Origin of the sequence: Selenomonas sp. WCT3 (genome assembly GCA_900100835.1) — a bacterium.
Lineage (GTDB): Bacteria > Bacillota > Negativicutes > Selenomonadales > Selenomonadaceae > Selenomonas_A > Selenomonas_A ruminantium_E.
Genome location: FNCM01000003.1, coordinates 171,786 through 190,032, shown reverse-complemented (window position 1 = coordinate 190,032; position 18,247 = coordinate 171,786). Strand labels below are relative to the sequence as shown.

16 protein-coding genes and 1 pseudogene are annotated in these 18,247 nt (G+C 51.0%); 3 read left to right on the top strand and 14 right to left on the bottom strand.

The window, feature by feature from the left end; all coding sequences use genetic code 11:
* Positions 1–93: 93 nt before the first annotated feature.
* Entirely contained in the window at positions 94–2,838 is a 2,745-nt protein-coding gene (locus tag BLQ36_RS04050) for an ATP-binding protein (RefSeq protein WP_074514100.1), read from the bottom strand.
* 462 nt (positions 2,839–3,300) lie between these two features.
* Between BLQ36_RS04050 and hypF the strand changes: the two genes are divergently transcribed.
* The gene (gene hypF / locus BLQ36_RS04045; protein WP_081342212.1) at positions 3,301–5,631 is read left to right on the top strand and encodes a carbamoyltransferase HypF; all 2,331 of its coding nucleotides are present in this window, start codon (positions 3,301–3,303) and stop codon (positions 5,629–5,631) included.
* Between the two features lie 32 nt (positions 5,632–5,663).
* Here the strand turns inward: hypF and BLQ36_RS04040 are convergent, their stop codons facing one another.
* The 10 genes from BLQ36_RS04040 to ylxM form a co-directional block, all read right to left on the bottom strand.
* Positions 5,664–6,515 carry a hypothetical protein gene (locus BLQ36_RS04040; RefSeq protein ID WP_074514098.1) on the bottom strand — a complete coding sequence of 284 codons (852 nt, stop codon included), beginning with the start codon at positions 6,513–6,515 and terminating at the stop codon, positions 5,664–5,666.
* Between the two features lie 135 nt (positions 6,516–6,650).
* Complete coding sequence (locus tag BLQ36_RS04035; protein ID WP_074514097.1) at positions 6,651–8,357, bottom strand: HAMP domain-containing methyl-accepting chemotaxis protein; 1,707 nt, start codon at positions 8,355–8,357, stop codon at positions 6,651–6,653.
* Positions 8,358–8,533: 176 nt separating this feature from the next.
* Complete coding sequence (locus BLQ36_RS04030) at positions 8,534–10,606, bottom strand: methyl-accepting chemotaxis protein (protein ID WP_074514096.1); 2,073 nt, start codon at positions 10,604–10,606, stop codon at positions 8,534–8,536.
* Between the two features lie 193 nt (positions 10,607–10,799).
* On the bottom strand, positions 10,800–11,546 hold the full coding sequence (trmD, locus tag BLQ36_RS04025) for a tRNA (guanosine(37)-N1)-methyltransferase TrmD (protein ID WP_074514095.1): 747 nt from the start codon (positions 11,544–11,546) through the stop codon (positions 10,800–10,802).
* The gene (rimM, locus tag BLQ36_RS04020; RefSeq protein WP_074514094.1) at positions 11,536–12,066 is read right to left on the bottom strand and encodes a ribosome maturation factor RimM; all 531 of its coding nucleotides are present in this window, start codon (positions 12,064–12,066) and stop codon (positions 11,536–11,538) included. Before rimM ends, trmD begins: the two co-directional genes overlap by 11 nt.
* Positions 12,038–12,469, bottom strand: a complete 432-nt coding sequence (locus tag BLQ36_RS04015) for a YlqD family protein (RefSeq protein WP_074514093.1) — start codon at positions 12,467–12,469, stop codon at positions 12,038–12,040. The genes rimM and BLQ36_RS04015 overlap by 29 nt, the downstream gene beginning before the upstream one ends.
* A gap of 63 nt (positions 12,470–12,532) precedes the next feature.
* Positions 12,533–12,760 (bottom strand): KH domain-containing protein, encoded by a 228-nt coding sequence (locus BLQ36_RS04010; protein WP_074514092.1) that lies wholly within the window; start codon positions 12,758–12,760, stop codon positions 12,533–12,535.
* Positions 12,761–12,775: 15 nt separating this feature from the next.
* Complete coding sequence (gene rpsP / locus BLQ36_RS04005; RefSeq protein WP_074514091.1) at positions 12,776–13,048, bottom strand: 30S ribosomal protein S16; 273 nt, start codon at positions 13,046–13,048, stop codon at positions 12,776–12,778.
* A gap of 42 nt (positions 13,049–13,090) precedes the next feature.
* Complete coding sequence (ffh, locus tag BLQ36_RS04000) at positions 13,091–14,479, bottom strand: signal recognition particle protein (RefSeq protein WP_074514090.1); 1,389 nt, start codon at positions 14,477–14,479, stop codon at positions 13,091–13,093.
* Entirely contained in the window at positions 14,476–14,838 is a 363-nt protein-coding gene (gene ylxM, locus BLQ36_RS03995) for a YlxM family DNA-binding protein (protein ID WP_074514089.1), read from the bottom strand. The genes ffh and ylxM overlap by 4 nt, the downstream gene beginning before the upstream one ends.
* A 247-nt stretch (positions 14,839–15,085) precedes the next feature.
* Here ylxM and BLQ36_RS13640 point away from each other — a divergent pair.
* Positions 15,086–15,154 (top strand): annotated as a pseudogene (locus BLQ36_RS13640) (zinc-ribbon domain-containing protein); the annotation flags it as partial.
* A gap of 117 nt (positions 15,155–15,271) precedes the next feature.
* A complete protein-coding gene (locus BLQ36_RS13310) occupies positions 15,272–15,772 on the top strand; it encodes a DUF805 domain-containing protein (protein WP_180364825.1) in 501 nt (166 codons plus the stop codon).
* A 127-nt stretch (positions 15,773–15,899) separates the two neighbouring features.
* Here the strand turns inward: BLQ36_RS13310 and BLQ36_RS03985 are convergent, their stop codons facing one another.
* The 3 genes from BLQ36_RS03985 to BLQ36_RS03975 form a co-directional block, all read right to left on the bottom strand.
* Positions 15,900–16,982: a flagellar assembly protein T N-terminal domain-containing protein gene (locus BLQ36_RS03985; RefSeq protein ID WP_074514087.1), complete on the bottom strand. Its 1,083-nt coding sequence runs from the start codon at positions 16,980–16,982 to the stop codon at positions 15,900–15,902.
* A 78-nt stretch (positions 16,983–17,060) separates the two neighbouring features.
* The gene (locus tag BLQ36_RS03980; protein ID WP_081342211.1) at positions 17,061–17,756 is read right to left on the bottom strand and encodes a flavodoxin family protein; all 696 of its coding nucleotides are present in this window, start codon (positions 17,754–17,756) and stop codon (positions 17,061–17,063) included.
* A complete protein-coding gene (locus tag BLQ36_RS03975; RefSeq protein ID WP_081342210.1) occupies positions 17,753–18,235 on the bottom strand; it encodes a GNAT family N-acetyltransferase in 483 nt (160 codons plus the stop codon). The genes BLQ36_RS03980 and BLQ36_RS03975 overlap by 4 nt, the downstream gene beginning before the upstream one ends.
* Positions 18,236–18,247 lie beyond the last annotated feature (12 nt).

The window sequence follows — 18,247 nt, the reverse complement described above, 5'->3', positions numbered from 1 at the left end:
TTTTTAGTCATTCACTTCTTTAAGACTTCGTGAATTGCCGCATAGAGTTTGGCCGCGTCAAAAGGTTTGGGCACATGCGCGTTCATCCCGGCTTCAAAGGCTCTGTTTTTTATCCTCCTCAAAGGCATTTGCTGTCATGGCAATGATGGGAATTTCTGCCTTGTGCGGATCACTAAGCCCACGAATTGCGCGCGCCGCTTCATACCCATTCATCTGCGGCATCTGCACATCCATCAGGATAAAATCATAGTAGCCGGGCTCAGCCTGCTCCAGTTTGGCAACACAATCAGCGCCATTTTCGGCATGTTCCAGCAAGAATCCCTGCTCACTGAGCAACGTGATGACGATCTCTGCATTGAGTTCGTTATCTTCCGCCAGCAGGATACGCATCCCCTGATAAGCCGCAATATCCAGCGGAACCTCCGCCTTCGCTTCCTGTTCCTGCTTCTTTTCGGCAAGCTGCAGCGGCAAATTGACCACAAAAGTTGTTCCCTTGCCCAGTTCACTCTCCACCGTGATGGTTCCGCCCAAAAGATCAACGAGTTTCTTGACAATCTGCATGCCCAGGCCAGTTCCCATAATGCCGCTGGCTGTTGTATTTCGTTCACGGGTAAAAGCATCAAAGAGATGCGGCAAGAACTCCGCCGGCATACCAATGCCTGTATCGGTCACCGTTGTCTGGTACACGGCTATGTTTTCCTCCTTGCCAGGGAACTCACGGACTTCCAACGTGACATAACCGCCTTCCGGTGTGTATTTGCAGGCATTGCTGAGGATGTTAAGAAAGATTTCCCGTACCTTGGTCTTGTCCACCCAAATATCGGTGTGCTCGATTTTTAGCGTATAGGCAAACGTAATCCTTTTTCCGCTCATCTGCGCTTCAAATACCGAACAAGTTGCCTCCATAAGCTCCCGTATATCGGCGTAAACCGTATCCACGGTCATCTTGCCGCTTTCAATCCGCGCCATTTCCAACACATTGTTGACTAGCGACAACAAAAAATCATTCGCCTGCTGGATCTTATGGATATAATCCCGCGCCCGTTCCTTATCATCGAGATTCTGCTGTAAAAGGTCTGAAAAACCGATAATGGCATTCATAGGAGTACGGATATCATGAGACATATTGAACAGGAAGGACGTCTTAGCCTCACTGGCGATCTCCGCCTGTTTTTTTGCGGTCACGAGCTCCTGCTGCCGCTCCTTGAGCTGCCTGTTAAGCTCCTTGGCCCTTTTCACATTGCCAATACTCTTAATCAGCAACACCACAATAACCGTCAACACCAACACAATCAACAGAAATGCCAGCCCCAAATTCGCCTTGACAAAATCCCGCAGGGAAACCTTATGCCCCGCATGGGTATTTCGAGTCAGCGAGTCATTGACTTCTGCACTCGACATCCCCTGATTGAGACGTTCCAAAATCGCATACAGCTGGATATTCTCCGGCCGCAGAGCAAAAGCCATACCAATGTTTTTATTTGTCGGCACTGCCGTCAGCTGATATTCATCCAACAACGCATGCAGATTTCCTGCCCGATAATTGTTCATAACCCAGCAATCAGCCTGCCCCCGTGCTACTCCATTCAAGCAATCCTCCACGGAGGAAAAGTACACGAATTCCCATTGAGGAAATTTATCCTTAATCTGTCTTTCAATTGCCGAATTATCGCTTACTACCGCACAGCGCAGCGATGCATCAGCCGAAAAATCTGCACTGTTCTCGGGCCGTATAATTGCCATGATCATCGCATCCACCAGCGGCGTAGTTACGAGGACCTGCTGCTGTTCTGCCTCATAAGCGCTGAACTCCGCAGGAAATACGCAATCTATCCGCCCAGCCTGTAAAGCCTGCATGGCATCATTCAACGTAGGATATGCTACCGCTTCAAAACGAATGGTAGAATTTTTCATCCCGCCGACCGCCTTTTGGATATAATCCTGCAAAAGGCCCTTGACCTGTCCATCAAAGGGATCCTGCGCACAAAACGGCAGCATATTGTCCGGATACCCCACGCGGATTATTCCATGACCAGTAATCCAATCGCGTTCGTCCATAGTCAAAAAGCGCCGTACGCCGGTATTGCTCATATACTTTTGATTAAGCCCGCGATTATAATAGATATTCTGGCTCAAGATGATACTCATAGCCCGGTCAAGTTCCTCTTTGAGTTCTGGCCTTTTGGTACTAACGGCAAAATAGTAATCCGACGCTCCAATCCTCGCCACCGGATCCGCATGATCCACGTACAAATCGTAGGATGCACTGGTCACCAGGCCATCGATTGCGCCGGTCTTGAGCAGATTATCCGCATCCTTCCATGCTTCCTCAAATTCTAGGATTTCGAGTTTAAGCCCGTGTTCCTTTACCCAATCCTTTAAAATCTGTGCCTGGAGACTATCTTTATATACCGCCAGCCGCTTGCCATTCAGAGTCGACAAGTCATCGGGATTGATCGTGCTCTTTTGCGGGTCAATAAAAATATAATAATCCTCTTTTCCCATCGCATAATGAGAAAGCAGCATCGTTCCCACACGATCTTCCTTGTACGAAACATCTGCCAAGAGGTCAATCTCTCCCTGCTGCAGTTTCTTGAGCAAATCCACCCAGCTGCCTTCCACATATTCATACTGCCAGCCGGTATAGGCCGCAATCTTGCGCTGATACTCGTAGGCATAGCCCGTGCGCCGGCCATAGGCATCAATGCTATTAAAGTTGGAATCAAACCAGCCCACGCGGACCACCCGCTGCAATTCATCCTCTGCCAGTCCCCGTCCTGGCATGAATACAGCCAGCACCATCAGCAGGACAAGCCAAACAGACAGCACCTTTCTCATAGCAATCCCTTTCCTCCAAAATCTTCTATGGAGGTATTCGCGATAAAACGGGCTTCTTCCTTTTTTTCCTGGAATATCTCCACTCAAAAAGCCCCGGACCAAGTCCGAGGCTTTTTTATGAAAACGAAGAACCGGAGTCACTCCACTGACTCCGGTCCTGTCTAAAAAGATGTAAGGAAATGGGATACTGGAAACTGGGATAAGTTTCCAGAGAAGAGACCGATAGGTTCCGATGCAACCGGTGGGATATCCGGTTTATTTCCTATCGACAAGCTTAGTATAACACACTTTCGAGTAAAATTGTACCCCTATTTTGCAAATATTTTCGCGTATCTTGTATATTTTTCATTTTTTCTATAATTTTTTGGCAATAATGACAAATGCGAAGTTCCTCCCTGCCAAAAAAATGGGTTATAATAAAGACAGATGCCATTTTATTCCAAGGAAAGTGAGCGAACTATCATGTCTCTTTTTCATAGCAAAGTATACGGTATCGTCCAAGGGGTGGGCTTTCGCCCCTTCGTAGACCGATTGGCCGCACGATTTCATATTTTGGGTTCCGTCTGTAACAAGGGCCCCTATGTGGAGATTTTCGCCCAGGGGGAACCGGCAGCAGTTCGTGATTTTCTCGCTGCCATCGAAAAGGAACCTCCAGAGCGGGCTGCCATTTTAAAGATGGATACCGAAGTCCTTGACGCCCCGGAACGCTATACCAGCTTTTCCATCATCGATAGCGCCAAGGAACGGGGAGATATCTTTGTCTCACCGGACATTGCCACCTGCGACAAATGCCGGGCTGAACTCTTCGATAAAAGCGACCGTCGCTATCTCCATCCCTTCATCAACTGCACAGCCTGCGGCCCCCGTCTCACCATTCTCGATGCCATGCCCTACGACCGGGAACGCACCAGCATGGGGGAATTTCCCATGTGCCCGGATTGCCGCGCCGAATACACCAGTCCCGAAACCCGCCGCTATGACGCCCAGCCCGTCTGCTGCAATGACTGCGGCCCCGAGGTCTATATCATCGGGGAAGAATCCTGCCGCGGTGCCGCCGCCATCACCCGAACGCGGCAGGTGCTATCCCAGGGCGGCATCGTGGCCATCAAGGGCATTGGGGGCTTTCACCTGGCCTGTGATGCCACTAACGAAGAAGCCATTCAGCGGCTGCGGAAACTAAAGCATCGCCCCGTTAAGCCCTTTGCCGTCATGCTGCGGGATATGGCGGCCGTCCACCGGGAATGCCAGCTAGAATATGGCCAGGAGGAAATGCTGACGGGTCACCAAAAACCAATTTTGTTGCTCCAACGCAAGGCGGAAGGCCTGCTTTGCGACGCCGTGTCCCCGGGCAATCCCAAAGTAGGCGTCATGCTGCCCTACGCCCCGGTGCAACTGCTGCTGTTTGACTACCCGGACGGCGTTACCATGCCCGACGCCCTGATCATGACCAGCGGCAACCCCGCTGGCGCTCCTATCTGCCGCGACGATAAAGGCGCTGTCGAGGCACTGTCGGGCTTTACGGATCTGATGCTGTCCCATAACCGCAAGATCCGCATCCGTGCCGACGACACCGTCATGGACTGGCTTGACGGGAAACCCTATATGATTCGCCGCAGCCGTGGTTTTGCGCCCCTGCCTTTTATGGTAAGCAAGGACCTCCAAGGGCAAGTACTCGGCATCGGTGGTGAGCTGAAAAACACTTTCTGCGTCGGCTCCAACAATATCTTTTATCCCTCCCCTTATGTGGGCGATATGAGCGATTTGCGCACCATGGAGGCCCTGCGGGAGACCATAGGCCGGCTTACAGAACTTCTGGAAAACGAGCCCACTTTAGTGGCCTGTGACCTTCACCCCCGTTACAATACGGTGACCATCGCCAAGGAACTAGGGCTGCCCCTCTTCCCCGTCCAGCACCACTATGCCCATATACTCTCCTGTATGGCCGAAAATGACCACGATAAACCAGTTATTGGCGTGAGCTTCGATGGTACTGGCTACGGCACCGACGGCACCATCTGGGGCGGCGAAATCCTGCAGGCTGACTTTACCAGCTTTACGCGGCTTGGTCATATCCGTCCGTTCCTGCAGACCGGAGGAGACAAAGCTTCCGTTGAAGGTTGGCGTATTGCTGTTTCCATGCTCTATGGCCTGTATAATGATCAAGCCAAAGTCCGGGAAATCACCCAACAGTTGGCACTTTGCCCCGAAAAAGACCTTGCCGCCCAATTCTTTATGGCTGACAACCACGTCAATGCCATAAAATCCACCAGCGCCGGCCGTCTTTATGACGCAGTCAGCGCCATCCTTGACATCCGCAAGGCTTCGACCTTCGAGGGGGAAGCCTCCATGTACCTTGAGTTCGCTGCGGAACGCTATCTGGCAGCACAGGGAATTATCCCGCAAACCATAGCTCTTGACAAGTCAGCTCCTGCGATCTGCCGGCTTGACTTATCTAAAGCTGACGGATCAATCATCCTGGCCACAGATAAACTCTTTTGCTATCTGCTTACCGAACGGCTCCGGGGAACATCCCCGGACAAACTCGCCTACCTTTTCCACGCAGGCCTTGCTGCCTGCATCAGCAACGCCTGCGAAAAGGCCCGCGAACAGACCGGCCTTTCCACCTGTGCTCTCTCCGGTGGCGTTTTCCAAAATCATTTGCTGGTAACGCTAGTGAAAAACGAGTTAAAAGCCAAAGGCTTTAATGTCCTGCTCCACAGCCTTATCCCCCCCAACGACGGCGGCATTTGCCTCGGGCAGGCCGTTGCCGCTATGGTTCATCTAAACCAATGAAAAAGCCTTCCCGACGCGGGAAGGCTTTTTCATTACATTTCACTGCTCAATTGCTTGTTGATACCATCCAAGAGTTCTTTTAGCTCTTTGTTTTCTGTCAGTTTATAAGCAATATCAAGGAAATAGGAAGCGTGCTGAAGCTTCTTATTGGCCAGCATGGTCTTGCCGTAGAGCATGGCCGTTTCAATGATCTTGGCATCGGGGCCAATGGGGAAATGGTATTTCTCGCCATAGGATCGCATTGCCCCCAGGGAAGGACGGCTGGCTTCGCCTTTGGTCTCGTCGTAGATGTACTTGAGTTCGTTTTCCGCCTGGAAACGACCCTCGGCTTCGGCAAAGGTCATGGACAGCAGATAACAGCCAACGGCCTCATCCCACATTTGCTTTTCGACGAAGTAATAACCGAGGTTCCGATAGCAGTGCGCAATCTCACGGCGCTTATAGCAAATCTTAAAAATATCCGTGGAAAGTTTCTTGAAGGTCTCCATATCCTTTTTCTGCTTGTAGACCTCAGCATGTTCAAAGGCGATATCGGCGCTCATGGGATTCCAGTCCATGGCAATGGCCAGGGCTTCTTCCGCCTCATCAAGCTTTCCAAGTTCCAGCAGCACGGAACCATACATGGCATAAAGCCGGTTTAGGGGCTCCTCAATATCAGCCACAGGCTGGATTTCCGGATGCTGGCTCTGGAACATCACCATTTCCATCAGCGTATTGAAATCGTAGTAATCGGCATTGCCGTCGTCGTAGAGATTGAGTTTTTCCACGCGGTCAATCTCTTTTTTCAGCAGGTCCGCGGCCTCCTGGGAGTTTTTATTTTCACAGGCATCAATGGCCTTGGCAATAGCATCGTTAATCTCTCTGGTCAGAGCTGTTTCCTTCATCAATAGGTCCTCCTCATGAAATTCGTCATTCTATTGTACCACATATTCCCCGCCCATGGGAAATAACCGGCTTACACCAACGGAAAAAGCGGCACAGCCTCAAGCTGTACCGCTTTTCCCTATACACATCACAAATCAGAACTTAAATTTCTTTAGTGAGTTCTGCAAATTTTGTGCCAGCTCCGCCAGGGAATCGCTAGCAGATGCAATTTCTGCGGCCGATGCGGACTGCTCTTCGGAGACTGCCGATACGTTCTGCATCTCGCCAGCTACCGTAGCCCCTTGCGCATCGATTTCCTGAATGTGATTCGTGATGACGTTAGCGTCATCGGCTACATTCTTGATGGAAGCCGCCATGCGGTTGACCTTCTCCGATACTTCATCAACATAGGTATGAATGCTGTCAAAGGTCTCACGAAGGTTTTCCACCGACTGAGCGCCGGAAGCTACGGCCTCACTGCCTGACTTCATGGAGTCAACGGCACTAGCCGTATCCTTCTGAATTCCCACAATCAGCGTTGAAATCTGCTGAGCTGCCTCCTGCGACTGTTCAGCAAGTTTACGAACCTCATCGGCAACCACGGAGAAGCCGCGGCCCTGCTCACCAGCTCGTGCCGCCTCGATCGCCGCATTGAGTGCCAACAAATTCGTCTGCTCAGCGATCCCGGAAATCGTCTCGACAATCTGGCCGATCTCCTGGGAGCGTGCCCCAAGTTTATCGACAATCGAAGCCGAAGCCCCAACGGTCGATTCGACGCTGCGAATCTGTTCGACGGACTGCTGGATTGCCGCACTGCCGGCTACCGCCTGACTGGAAGCGGCCTGTGCATGTCCGGCCACCCGACTTGCTTCGGTCTGCAATTCGCTGACCGAGTCGGCCACTTTACCGATGGCATCGCTGCAGTTGTTGATGCCGTCCTGCTGGGAGCTTACAGCCCCCGAAGCCTGCGTCACTGATTCCGCCGTGGAATGCGAAGCCTTGGCCGACTGCTGGGAACTTGCCGTCAGCTGTTCCGACGCCGATGCAATATGTTCGGCCGACTGGCTGGTCTGTTCCATGAGCTTGTTGAGCTGCTGGCGCATGGCATCGACCATATCCGCCATCTCGCCAAATTCATCCTGCCGAACCACCTGACGCTCGGCATTGCGGAAATCGCCATCACGGAGTCTGCGGCAAGCGACAATCATCTGTTCCAATGGTCTGCGGATCGCCCGACTGAACATCCAACCAAACAGGCACATCAAAATCATGGAAATAAACGTGATAACACTCATGCTGATAATCGCATTTCGTACCTCATCCTGATTCTGCTGATTGATTTCTTCCGCCTCGGCATTTACGGCTTTGCGCAACGGAACCATGCTGATATCCCAATCGATGATTTCCTTTATGGCCTTTGTCCCATACAAAGCTCTTGCTTCATCCTGTTTTCCTGCCAATGAGAGTTCGAGCATTTCATTCGTATAGGTCTTAAATCCCTGCCAATGCTTTTCGACTTCCTCGGAACCTTCCTTCGTGCTGCCGAGGGCCTTATAGTCATTCCAGTTCTTCTCATAGACATTCATGTAGTTCTGAATGTCTTTTTTGTTTTTCTCCAACTGTTTCTTATCGGTTAGACTGACATTTTCCAAAATACGTGCCTGCATGCAGCGCACAGTTACCGAACAGTCTCCCAGAAGCCGAACCGCCTGCATGTTTTGACTGTACATGCGATTCATATCACTTTGAATCGCCCGCAAATACGACGTGGCATTCCATCCCACTAATGCCAAGGCCAACCCGGCCATCACAATCATACAGACGATTTTCCCGGAGACCTTTAGATTGTTAAACCAATTCATTATTCCCCACCCTTTATTTCTCTGAACAAATTTACACCACAAATGTCTTTCCTAAGTATAACAAAGACGACAAAACAAGAATAGGACACATGTCCTCTTTTTGTTTACAGCTAAAACAAAAGCCCTACTAATTTCTTAGTAAGGCTTTGTTTTTAATCGGTTCTATGCATTTGCACTTAGAATTTGAAGCGATTTGCTTCATCCTGCAGTTCATCCGCCATCCGCGACAACTGCTGGCTCGAAGCAGCAATCTCTTCCATCGAGGCCGACTGTTCTTCCGTTGCGGCCGAGATAGAGGAAATATTTTCCGTGATGCGTTTCGTGGATGCCTCGACATCCTCTGCATCTTTGAGTACCGCCATGCTGGCATCTGCTACCTTGTTGGCATTGGTTGCCGATTCTTTGACCATCTTATCAACGACACGGATATGTTCAGCAATAATCTTGAACTGATCCCCCGCATCCTTGACAGCCTGGCTGCCAACCCGTACCTGTTCGGTACCGGCATTCATCGAATCGACGGCCTGAATGGTAACCTTCTGGACACCGCCAATCTTCTGGGCGATTTCCTGTGCAGCTTCAGAGGACTGTTCCGCGAGCTTGCGAACCTCATCAGCTACGACCGAGAAGCCGCGACCCTGTTCGCCGGCACGAGCTGCCTCGATAGCCGCATTGAGTGCCAAGAGATTCGTCTGCTCGGCAATGCTCTGAATCGTGCTGACGATTTCACCGATTTCTTCGGAACGACGGCCGAGCTCACCAACTGCAGCTGCCGAGTCATTGACCGTACCAAAGACTTCCCGCATTTTGTTGACGGCATCGTCGATAGCAGCGACGCCCTCGAACGCAGCGTTACCAGCTTTGCTCGACGTCTTGCTGATTGCCTCCGAAGCCGTGGCAATATCCGTGACCTGCTCAGTCATATTGCGGATATGACCGACCACATTGGTCATCGTCTCATTCTGCGTATTAGCCGATTCGGCAATATCACCGACGCGCTCTGCCACATGAGTGATAGTCTGAGCGACCTGCTCGACGCCATGGGACATCTGACCGGAGGAGTTGGAAACCTCATCAGCACTGCCCTTGATCTGGCCGAGCAATTTTTTGAGTTCATCCGTCATCTTGTGGAACGAACGAGCCAAATTGCCGATTTCATCGTCCGTCTCAATCGTCAGGTCATTCTGACGAAGATCGCCATCTGCGATGCGTCCAGCCGACTGCTCGAGACCGCGCAGTGGGGAAACGATGATATGCGAAATCCACATGGTTGCAAAGAAAATCAGTACGAGCGCTACGACGAGCACTACGACGAGCGTCATGCGCATGCTGTTGACGCTGGCCATCAACTGGCTCTTGTCAACAATGGTCAGATACTTATAACCGGTTTTCTCGGACACATACGTATTGACAAACTTCGTCTCCCCGTCCAGTTCCACTTCCTGCAATTCCTTGCCGTTCAGATTGATAGACGAAAGATCGCCGAGTTCCGACTCTTGAAGCTTCTTGAAAGCGGCATCCTGATGTTTCGGATCGGCAATGATGACATTGTCCGCATCGAGCATCATCAGATAGCCCGTATCACCGACCTTGATCTGCGAAATCATGTCCGTAACCACTGGCAGGTCAATGTTGAAACCGAGGACACCCAGCGGCTGCCCCTGCATATCCTTGACCGTGGCGAAAATACCAACTGTCGGCGTGCCTTTCGAAGTCTTGAACGGCTTCGTGATGCGGACCGCATTCGTGTCAGCCATGCTCTCTTTGAACCAGTCACGTTTCCGGGAATCATAACCCTTCTTGCGTTTTACGGCCGGGTACTGCAGATAGCCGCCATCGGTCGTACCATAGCTGATGACCGAAATGGCCTCTTTGTTAGCCTCCGCATAGCGCTGGAAAATCTGATAGGCCTGGAGCTCAAAGCCGCCCTTGGCCTGCGGGTCCATGGCAATCATGCCATCGGCACCAGCCTCGCCCTCCGTATACAGGGTAATGCTGCCGCCACTTCTGAGGATTGGATCATTCGCCATATTGACGATACCATCGCGGAGCCCGCGCAGGAACAGATCCATCGACGTATCTACCTGCGTTGCCTGCAGATCCGTCTCCTCAACAAATTTGTTCATCTCATGATTTGTGATGACGCGGTCCAAGACGATGCCCAGCACCAACATCGTAGCGATAAATACCGCCGACACTAAAACCATGATTTTCTGTTTGACACTAAAACGTGCCAAAAGTTCCTCCATCCTATCATCTCCTTATACTTTTCATCGAATCCCATTCTTACACCGACAAATACGTCAGCATAATCTTACGATAGTTATAGAATACGACGACGATGAGAAAAAATCCTTCTAATGGTTTTATCTTTTTCTTACCAAAAACAAACCATTGACAAAGTTTTCCAGTTTTCCTCTGTCAATGGTTTCGTTAAAGACATTATTCATCTTCCGCATCATTCTGCAGATTCAAAAAAATGCGGTCTTTTTCGGTTAGATCTGCCTTTTCCAATAAGTCCGGCCGGTATTTTTTCGTCACGAGTAGTGACTGCTCGCGGCGCCACTGCCGAATCTTGGCATGATTACCGGATAGCAGCACCTCGGGCACCGCCATGCCCTCAAACTCACGTGGCCGCGTGTACTGCGGGAATTCCAACAGGCCTTCGTAAAACGAATCGGTCGGTGCCGAATCCGGCGCCCCGAGTACGCCTGGCAGCATACGCGACACCGCATCAGTAATAACCATAGCGGGAAGCTCGCCGCCCGTCAGGATAAAGTCACCAATCGAGATGGCTTCATCGGCGAGCTTATAGATGCGCGCATCAAAGCCCTCGTAATGACCACAGATAAAGACGAGCTGATCATAACCGGCCAGCTCCTTGGCCTTCTCCTGGGTAAACGTCGGCCCCGACGGGTCCATAATCAGCACGCGGCGGTTCGCGGCAAATTTCTGGGTCTTGCCCAGTACATCGCGGACTGCTTTATACATCGGCTCAGGCTTTATGACCATGCCAGCGCCGCCGCCAAACGGCGTATCGTCGACATGGTGATGCTTATCCTCTGCGTAATCCCGAAAGTTTGTGAAGTGGATATCGAGAATCCCATTGTCCACGGCCCGCTTCGTGATGCTGTCACCAAACGGCCCCGCAAACATCTCGGGGAAAATAGTCACCATATCAATGCGCATCAGAAATCTCCTCAGGCATATCAATCACCATACGGCCGCCGGCGATATCAATCTCCTTGACCACCGCTTTAAGTGCCGGAATCAAAAGCTCGCCACCATCCAGACGGCGCGCCTGATAAACATCGTTGCTGCCTGTGCGCAGAACATTTTCCACACGCCCAAGTTCCTTACCACTGACATCGTAGACCGTAAGGCCGATGATGTCAAAGGTATAATACTCGCCTTCGGCCAGCGGTGCTGCTTCGCTGCGATCCACAGTCAAAAGTTTCCCCGTAAGACGCATGGCGTCCTCACGAATCGGATACTCGCGGAACTTCATCAGCACATACTGCTTGTGGTATTTACAGCTCTCGATATGCAGCAGTTCATCGCCTACCATGACTTCTTTCATCGACGCGAAACGCTCGGTAAAATCCGTCAGCGGGATAATGCGCATCTCTCCATGAATGCCATGCGCCGCGCCAACTTTACCAATCGTGACGCGTTTTTTCTTAGCTGCGGATGGCGATAATTTTGTCATCTTCCACCAGCACTTCCACATTCATGAGTTCACGCATATCATCACCAACATGAACTTCCACCTGACGCTCGAGCGTGCCCTGGACAATTTCCGCACCGAGAACGAGTTTTTCCGTTTCCTCTTTGCGAGCCATTGCTTCTTCCCGATACTGCAGGCGTTTCTGACGCTCCTGACCGAAGTGTGCCTGAATGGACTGCAAACGCTGAATCTCTTCTGGCGTCGGGTTCTCCGCATCTTCCGGCTGATTTTCCTGCATTACACGCTTCTCCTGGATGTTAAGCTGCTGAACTTCGAGCTCGGCACGTTTGATTCCGTCTTCGAGTTCTCCCAGAATTTTAGCCTTGAGTTTTTCCGTCAGTTTTGCCTTAATGGTTACCGGCATTTTCAGTGAAATCGTATCCATGACAGTTCCTCCTACATAGAAATAGCGGCCAGACCCAGTAAACTGAGCCTGCCGCTGTTTCATCTAAATAATCTCAACCGTGACTTTGGTATTCTCCCGGGTGGCCGCGGCTTTGACCACGGTACGCATGGCTTTCGCAATACGACCCTGACGCCCGATGACCTTACCCATATCATCCTCGGCAACATGAAGTTCGAGCACGGTCTGCCCATCTTCCTGTCGTTCGTCCACACGGACGGCCTCCGGATGGTCTACTAAGGATTTGGCGATAACTTCAACAAGTTCTTTCATGTTGAGTCCCTCCAATTATTTCTTAGCTTTTGCTTCAGCAAACTTAGCCATGATGCCCTGCTTGCTGAGGAGATTTTTAACGGTATCCGTCGGCTGAGCGCCTTTGTTCATCCAATCGATAGCCTTAGCTTCGTCGATGCTGACAACTGCCGGCTGCTTGTTCGGGTCGTAGTTACCGAGAATCTCGATGAAACGGCCATCACGCGGAGCGCGGGAATCAGCTACAACGATGCGATAGAACGGGTTCTTTTTAGCACCCATACGGTTCAAACGAATCTTTACTGCCATGAATATTCACCACCTTTCGTAGAAAAAGTAAATCTATAAAGCTTAATGCATAAACGGAAGTTTCGGGAAACCGCCGCCAAAGCCGCCGAGCCCGCCAAGACCTGGGAACCCGCCTTTGCCCTTCTGCATTTTTTTCATTTTCTTCATCATCTTTTTCATTTCGCCAAACTGTTTCAAGAGTTTGTTAACATCCTGAACCCGCGTACCGGATCCCATGGCAATGCGCTTACGGCGGCTGCCATTGATGATATCGATATTGGCGCGTTCCTTCAGCGTCATGGATTTGATGATAGCCTCAATCTGGCGCATTTCTTTGCCATCGAGGTCGATGTTCTGGCCCTCCAGCTGCTTTTTGAGGCCGCCCATGCCAGGAATCATCCCCAGAATATTTTCCAGCGAGCCAAGTTTTTTGACCTGCTGCATCTGGGAAAGGAAGTCGTCAAGGGTAAATTCATCCTTGCGAAGCTTCTTCTCCATCTTCTTGGCTTCTTCCATGTCAAAGGTCTGCTGTGCCTTCTCCACCAGAGAGAGCACATCCCCCATGCCCAGGATTCGCGAAGCCATACGGTCTGGATGGAAGGGCTGCAACGGCTCGATTTTCTCACCGACACCGATGAACTTAATCGGCACATTGGTGACTGCCTTAACAGACAGCGCCGCACCACCGCGGGCATCGCCATCGAGCTTCGTCATGACAACACCGTCAAGGCCCAGATTTTCATTGAAGGTCTGCGCAACGTTGACCGATTCCTGACCAGTCATGGCGTCAACGACCAGCAAAATCTCATGAGGTTTAACCTCTGCCTTGATATCGCGAAGCTCCTGCATGAGCTTTTCATCAATCTGCAGACGACCGGCGGTATCGATGATGATAACATCATTGGCATGAGACTGGGAATAGGCGATGGAATTCTTGGCAATGGTCACCGCATCGGTGCCCTGCTCCATGGTGAACACCGGAATGTCCAGCTGGCCGCCTAAAACCTGCAACTGCTTGATAGCTGCCGGACGATAAATATCACAGGCAACAAGCAACGGACGCTTGCCCTGTTTCCTTAAGGCGAGACCCAACTTGCCCGCAGAGGTGGTCTTACCAGCCCCCTGCAAACCAGCCATCATAATGACCGTCGGCGGATTCGGGCTCATGTTGATACGGCTCTGGGTACCTCCCATGAGGTTTGTGAGCTCCTCATCAACAATCTTGATGACGACCTGAGCCGGCGTCAGCGTCTCTAAGATATCCTGACCAATGGCCCGCTCTTTCACGGTCTTGATGAAATTTTTGACTACCTTGAAGTTGACGTCGGCCTCCAGCAGTGCCATGCGAACTTCGCGCATGGCCTCGTTGACATCATCCTCGGTCAGCTTGCCATGTCCGCGGAGTTTCTTGAAGGTCTCCTGCAAACGGTCGGATAAACTCTCAAATATCAAATCGATACCTCCTGACTGCGGCCCAATATTGGGTTCAGCCGGTTTAGGACTGCTTCCACCTTCGAGGCATTCTCCGAAGTCTTCAGTCCCTCGATGGATTCATAAATCTCAGCCAGTTCCTGACGTTCCGCCTGATAGCGTCGCACCAGCCCCAGCTTTTCTTCATACGCCTCCATGGCCTTTTCGGACCGATGGATGTTGTCGTAAACGGCCTGGCGGGAAATCCCCAGCTCCTCACCGATTTCCGACAACGAAAAATCTTCAAACAGATGCATCCGCAGGCATTCCTGCTGTTTTTCCGTCAGCAGTGCGCCATACAGGTCAAACAAAGCGGACAGATATAAAAGCTGCTCCATCATTCCATCACCTGTTTTCAAAAAAATGTGCCAAGGTCATCTCCTTGACATTGCTATTATACCGAAGCATAAACGACCTGTCAAGCATTTTTCCTTGGCACATAGATTTCTTTTTCAAACAACGCTATACTCTCCTGCTGGCAATTTAACTTGTCAGCAGGAATTTCATGCTTCGTGAAGAATTTTTCCTCAGCAAACAAAATACTGCTTCTATATAACAAACAGAAGCAATCTGTCAGGAGGAATCATTATGTCTAATTTCTGTTCCAACTGCGGCACTCCATTGGACGGGGACGCAAAATTCTGCCCATCCTGCGGTACCGCCGTTACTGCCTCAATCCCGCCTACACCTGCCCAGGCAACACCGGCAGGCACCACCGCCTCGCCTCAAACGCTCCATAATTCGCAACCGCAAGCCCCCCCCGCACCAAAGCCCATGACGCCACCACCTATGCAGCAGCCCAGTCAGCCTTACTACAACGGCGCTCCCAATTTCAATCGGCCACCTTATCCCGGTCAAAATCCGGCTTCTGCCTCTGGCTTTTCTGCCTACGGCAATGAACCATATACCCCCGATAAAAACATCACCGAAAAATTCTTCCGCTATGACAACCGATTGAACCGAAAACGGTACATCCTGCGAGGTCTTGCATTGGTGGGTATATACCTAGTCGCATCCTTGATATTGGGTACCATCGGCATGATGATTGATGAAATGTTTGGTACCCTTCTAATATGGTTGCTAGGTCTTGCCATCATGGTTCCCAGCATCATGCTGCTGATACGTCGTCTGCACGACCTTAACCGTCCTGGCTGGTGGGCTATCGGCAATTTTATTCCCGTGCTCAACATCGCCCTCTCCATATATGTTCTCTTCATCCCCGGTACACCGGGCCCTAACCAATACGGCCCTGACCCACTAAGTGTTACGAATTAAAATCACCATTCGGTCATGCCCCGATACGAAAACACGTGCGGTTGACTTGTCAACTTTTTGACCTGTCAACCGCACGCTGTCGTTCATCACGAATAGGCAGATGGTTCCTGCCTATTCGTTAGCCTTCTTATATCTTTATATATTCCGCACCCATCGCTAAGACCTTCCAGCCATTTCCCTCAAGCACCGTCGCAAAATCGTGCGCCGTGCCGTTAAAGTCAATGTCAACAATCATGTTGCCAAAGCTTGAACTGCGGACAAAGACGTTGCCCACGCCTGAAAGTTCGCGCAAAGTTGCTGTTGCCTCGCTGATGTTGCCCAATTTGTTGTCCGTAATGATTAACTGCAAATGCTGCTCGGGATTAGCGGCCTTATTAAGTGCCGCCGTTCCGATGGCCTCAGGTATTCCTTTAGCAGCCTCGGCTATCGCTTCGTTTACGGCATTGGGGCCGCGGCGTTCGGATTTTCCCTTGAACACGCCCGTGTATATAACCTCGCCATTATTGACATTTAGCATGCGCACCGACACCGTGACATTTGCCTTCTTGAGATTTTCAAAACCCGGCACAGGCGCATAATCAGCCATACTGCCGACAGCCTTATCCACCGACACGGTCACGAGATAGTCAAGCGAAAATTGACAAGTCAACGTCTTAATCATTGACTTGTCACCCGAAAGAGCCGCTGCTTGCAGCTGCTTTTGTTTGGACTTGTCAAGCTGGTCAATATCGACAATCCGCGTATAGCCCTGTGCACCAAGACCTTCCATCACGGCATTTTCTAAAGCCGCATAGCGGGTGCCCTGCTGATCCATCGCCACGACACCAACACGCGGATCTTGCATATTGGCACCAACGACAGCCTTTTTCTGCGCATAGGAACCAAGCGCGGCACTTAGTTTTTGCTCCGAAACATCGGCGCGCACCTTTACCTTATAAATGCCGTTATCCTTAGTGCGTTCAAGTATCTCATAACTTTTGATATAGCCATCGGCCTGCGTATAGATGCGGTCATTGATAAGACGGTAATTCTGCACATAACTGCGGCTGTCCACCATGACGCCGACCTGCTGTTCAATCGCTTGCCGTAAGGCCTGCCGCAGAGCACTTCGCTCCGAGCCGCCCTGACCGTTCACCGTAACCACGGCCGCTGATGCCGTGAGTGACGGAATCACCAGAAAGCTCGCTAAAACCGTCAATTTTTTCCACACAGTCCTCACCGTCCTTTCGCTATTTTTATTATAACAAAAATAGCACCCCAAAGGCTTAGAAACACCTAAAGAATTGTTTCAGTTCACCACCTGTTCTCCATTGGCAATCGCCGCATAGGTTTCCTCGGGAATCATTGGCGAACCAATCTGCGCCAGCAAATCCGCTGGTATCTCACCAGTTGTGGCATACTGCCGCCCGGCTTCCCGCACCAGCTCAAGCCGCGGCTTGGTGACGATATCCGCTTCCGGCACGTTGAACATCGGGCTTTCCGGTACCGTAATAATCGTATGCTGACGCGGGAAGAGCAACTTGAACTGCGCCACCGCTGGCTCAAAATTCCCCTTGCTGTTCGGAAACCCACAGCCGCAAATCATCAGATAACGAAGATGGGCAAAATCCGCCTGCCCGATATGCTCATAACGCTCACCAACCTTCTTCATCTTCATGCAGGAAAGCGGCATCGTCCTCTCAATGAAGGCCTTTAACTGTGCTGGCATACCATAACCATAGAGCGGGAAATTAAACAATAACAACTCGCTTTTTAACATCTCCGCTATCAGCGATTTCATATCATCCTTGTGTACACAAGTACCACCATTGCGTTTGCAGGTAAAACACCCCACACAGAATTCGATATGTTTATCAGCGATGTCAATGACACTAACCTCCTGCGGCGCGGCATCTTCCATGCCCTGCACAAAGGCCCGGGTAATATGCATCGTGTCGCTTTTCTCTTTTTTCGGGCTGCCATTTAAGACCAGGACCTTCATCATATCACCTCAATCATCGACTCAATCCCCAAGCGTTTCCGATAATAGCGTGGGCCCTCTTCGCCCATTTCCCCGCTGGCTTGGAAACAACATTTATCCAAAACCCGCTGGGAGGCGGCATTGTCCGCCTCGGCCTCCGCCTCAATCTTTTCTACTCCCGGATGCTCAAAAGCCCAGGAAATTGCCGCCCGTACAGCCTCCGTCGCGTATCCCTGCCCACGGTACTCTTCCTCGATTCCGTAGCCGATTTCCGCCACACCATTTTTGCTTAATCCCTTAAAACATAAATCCCCCACATGCTCGCCATCGTGGCGCTCAATCATCCACATGGCGTACCAGTCCCATTGGTGGGGATGGGCTATACAGCCCACTAGCATTTCTTCATAGGCCTTCTTCAGTTCTGCATCCTGCACCTTGGCAATGGCCTGCTCCATCTGTATCCCATCTGCCGGATATAGTATCAGCCGTTCTGTCGTTACCATAAGTCCTCCTTG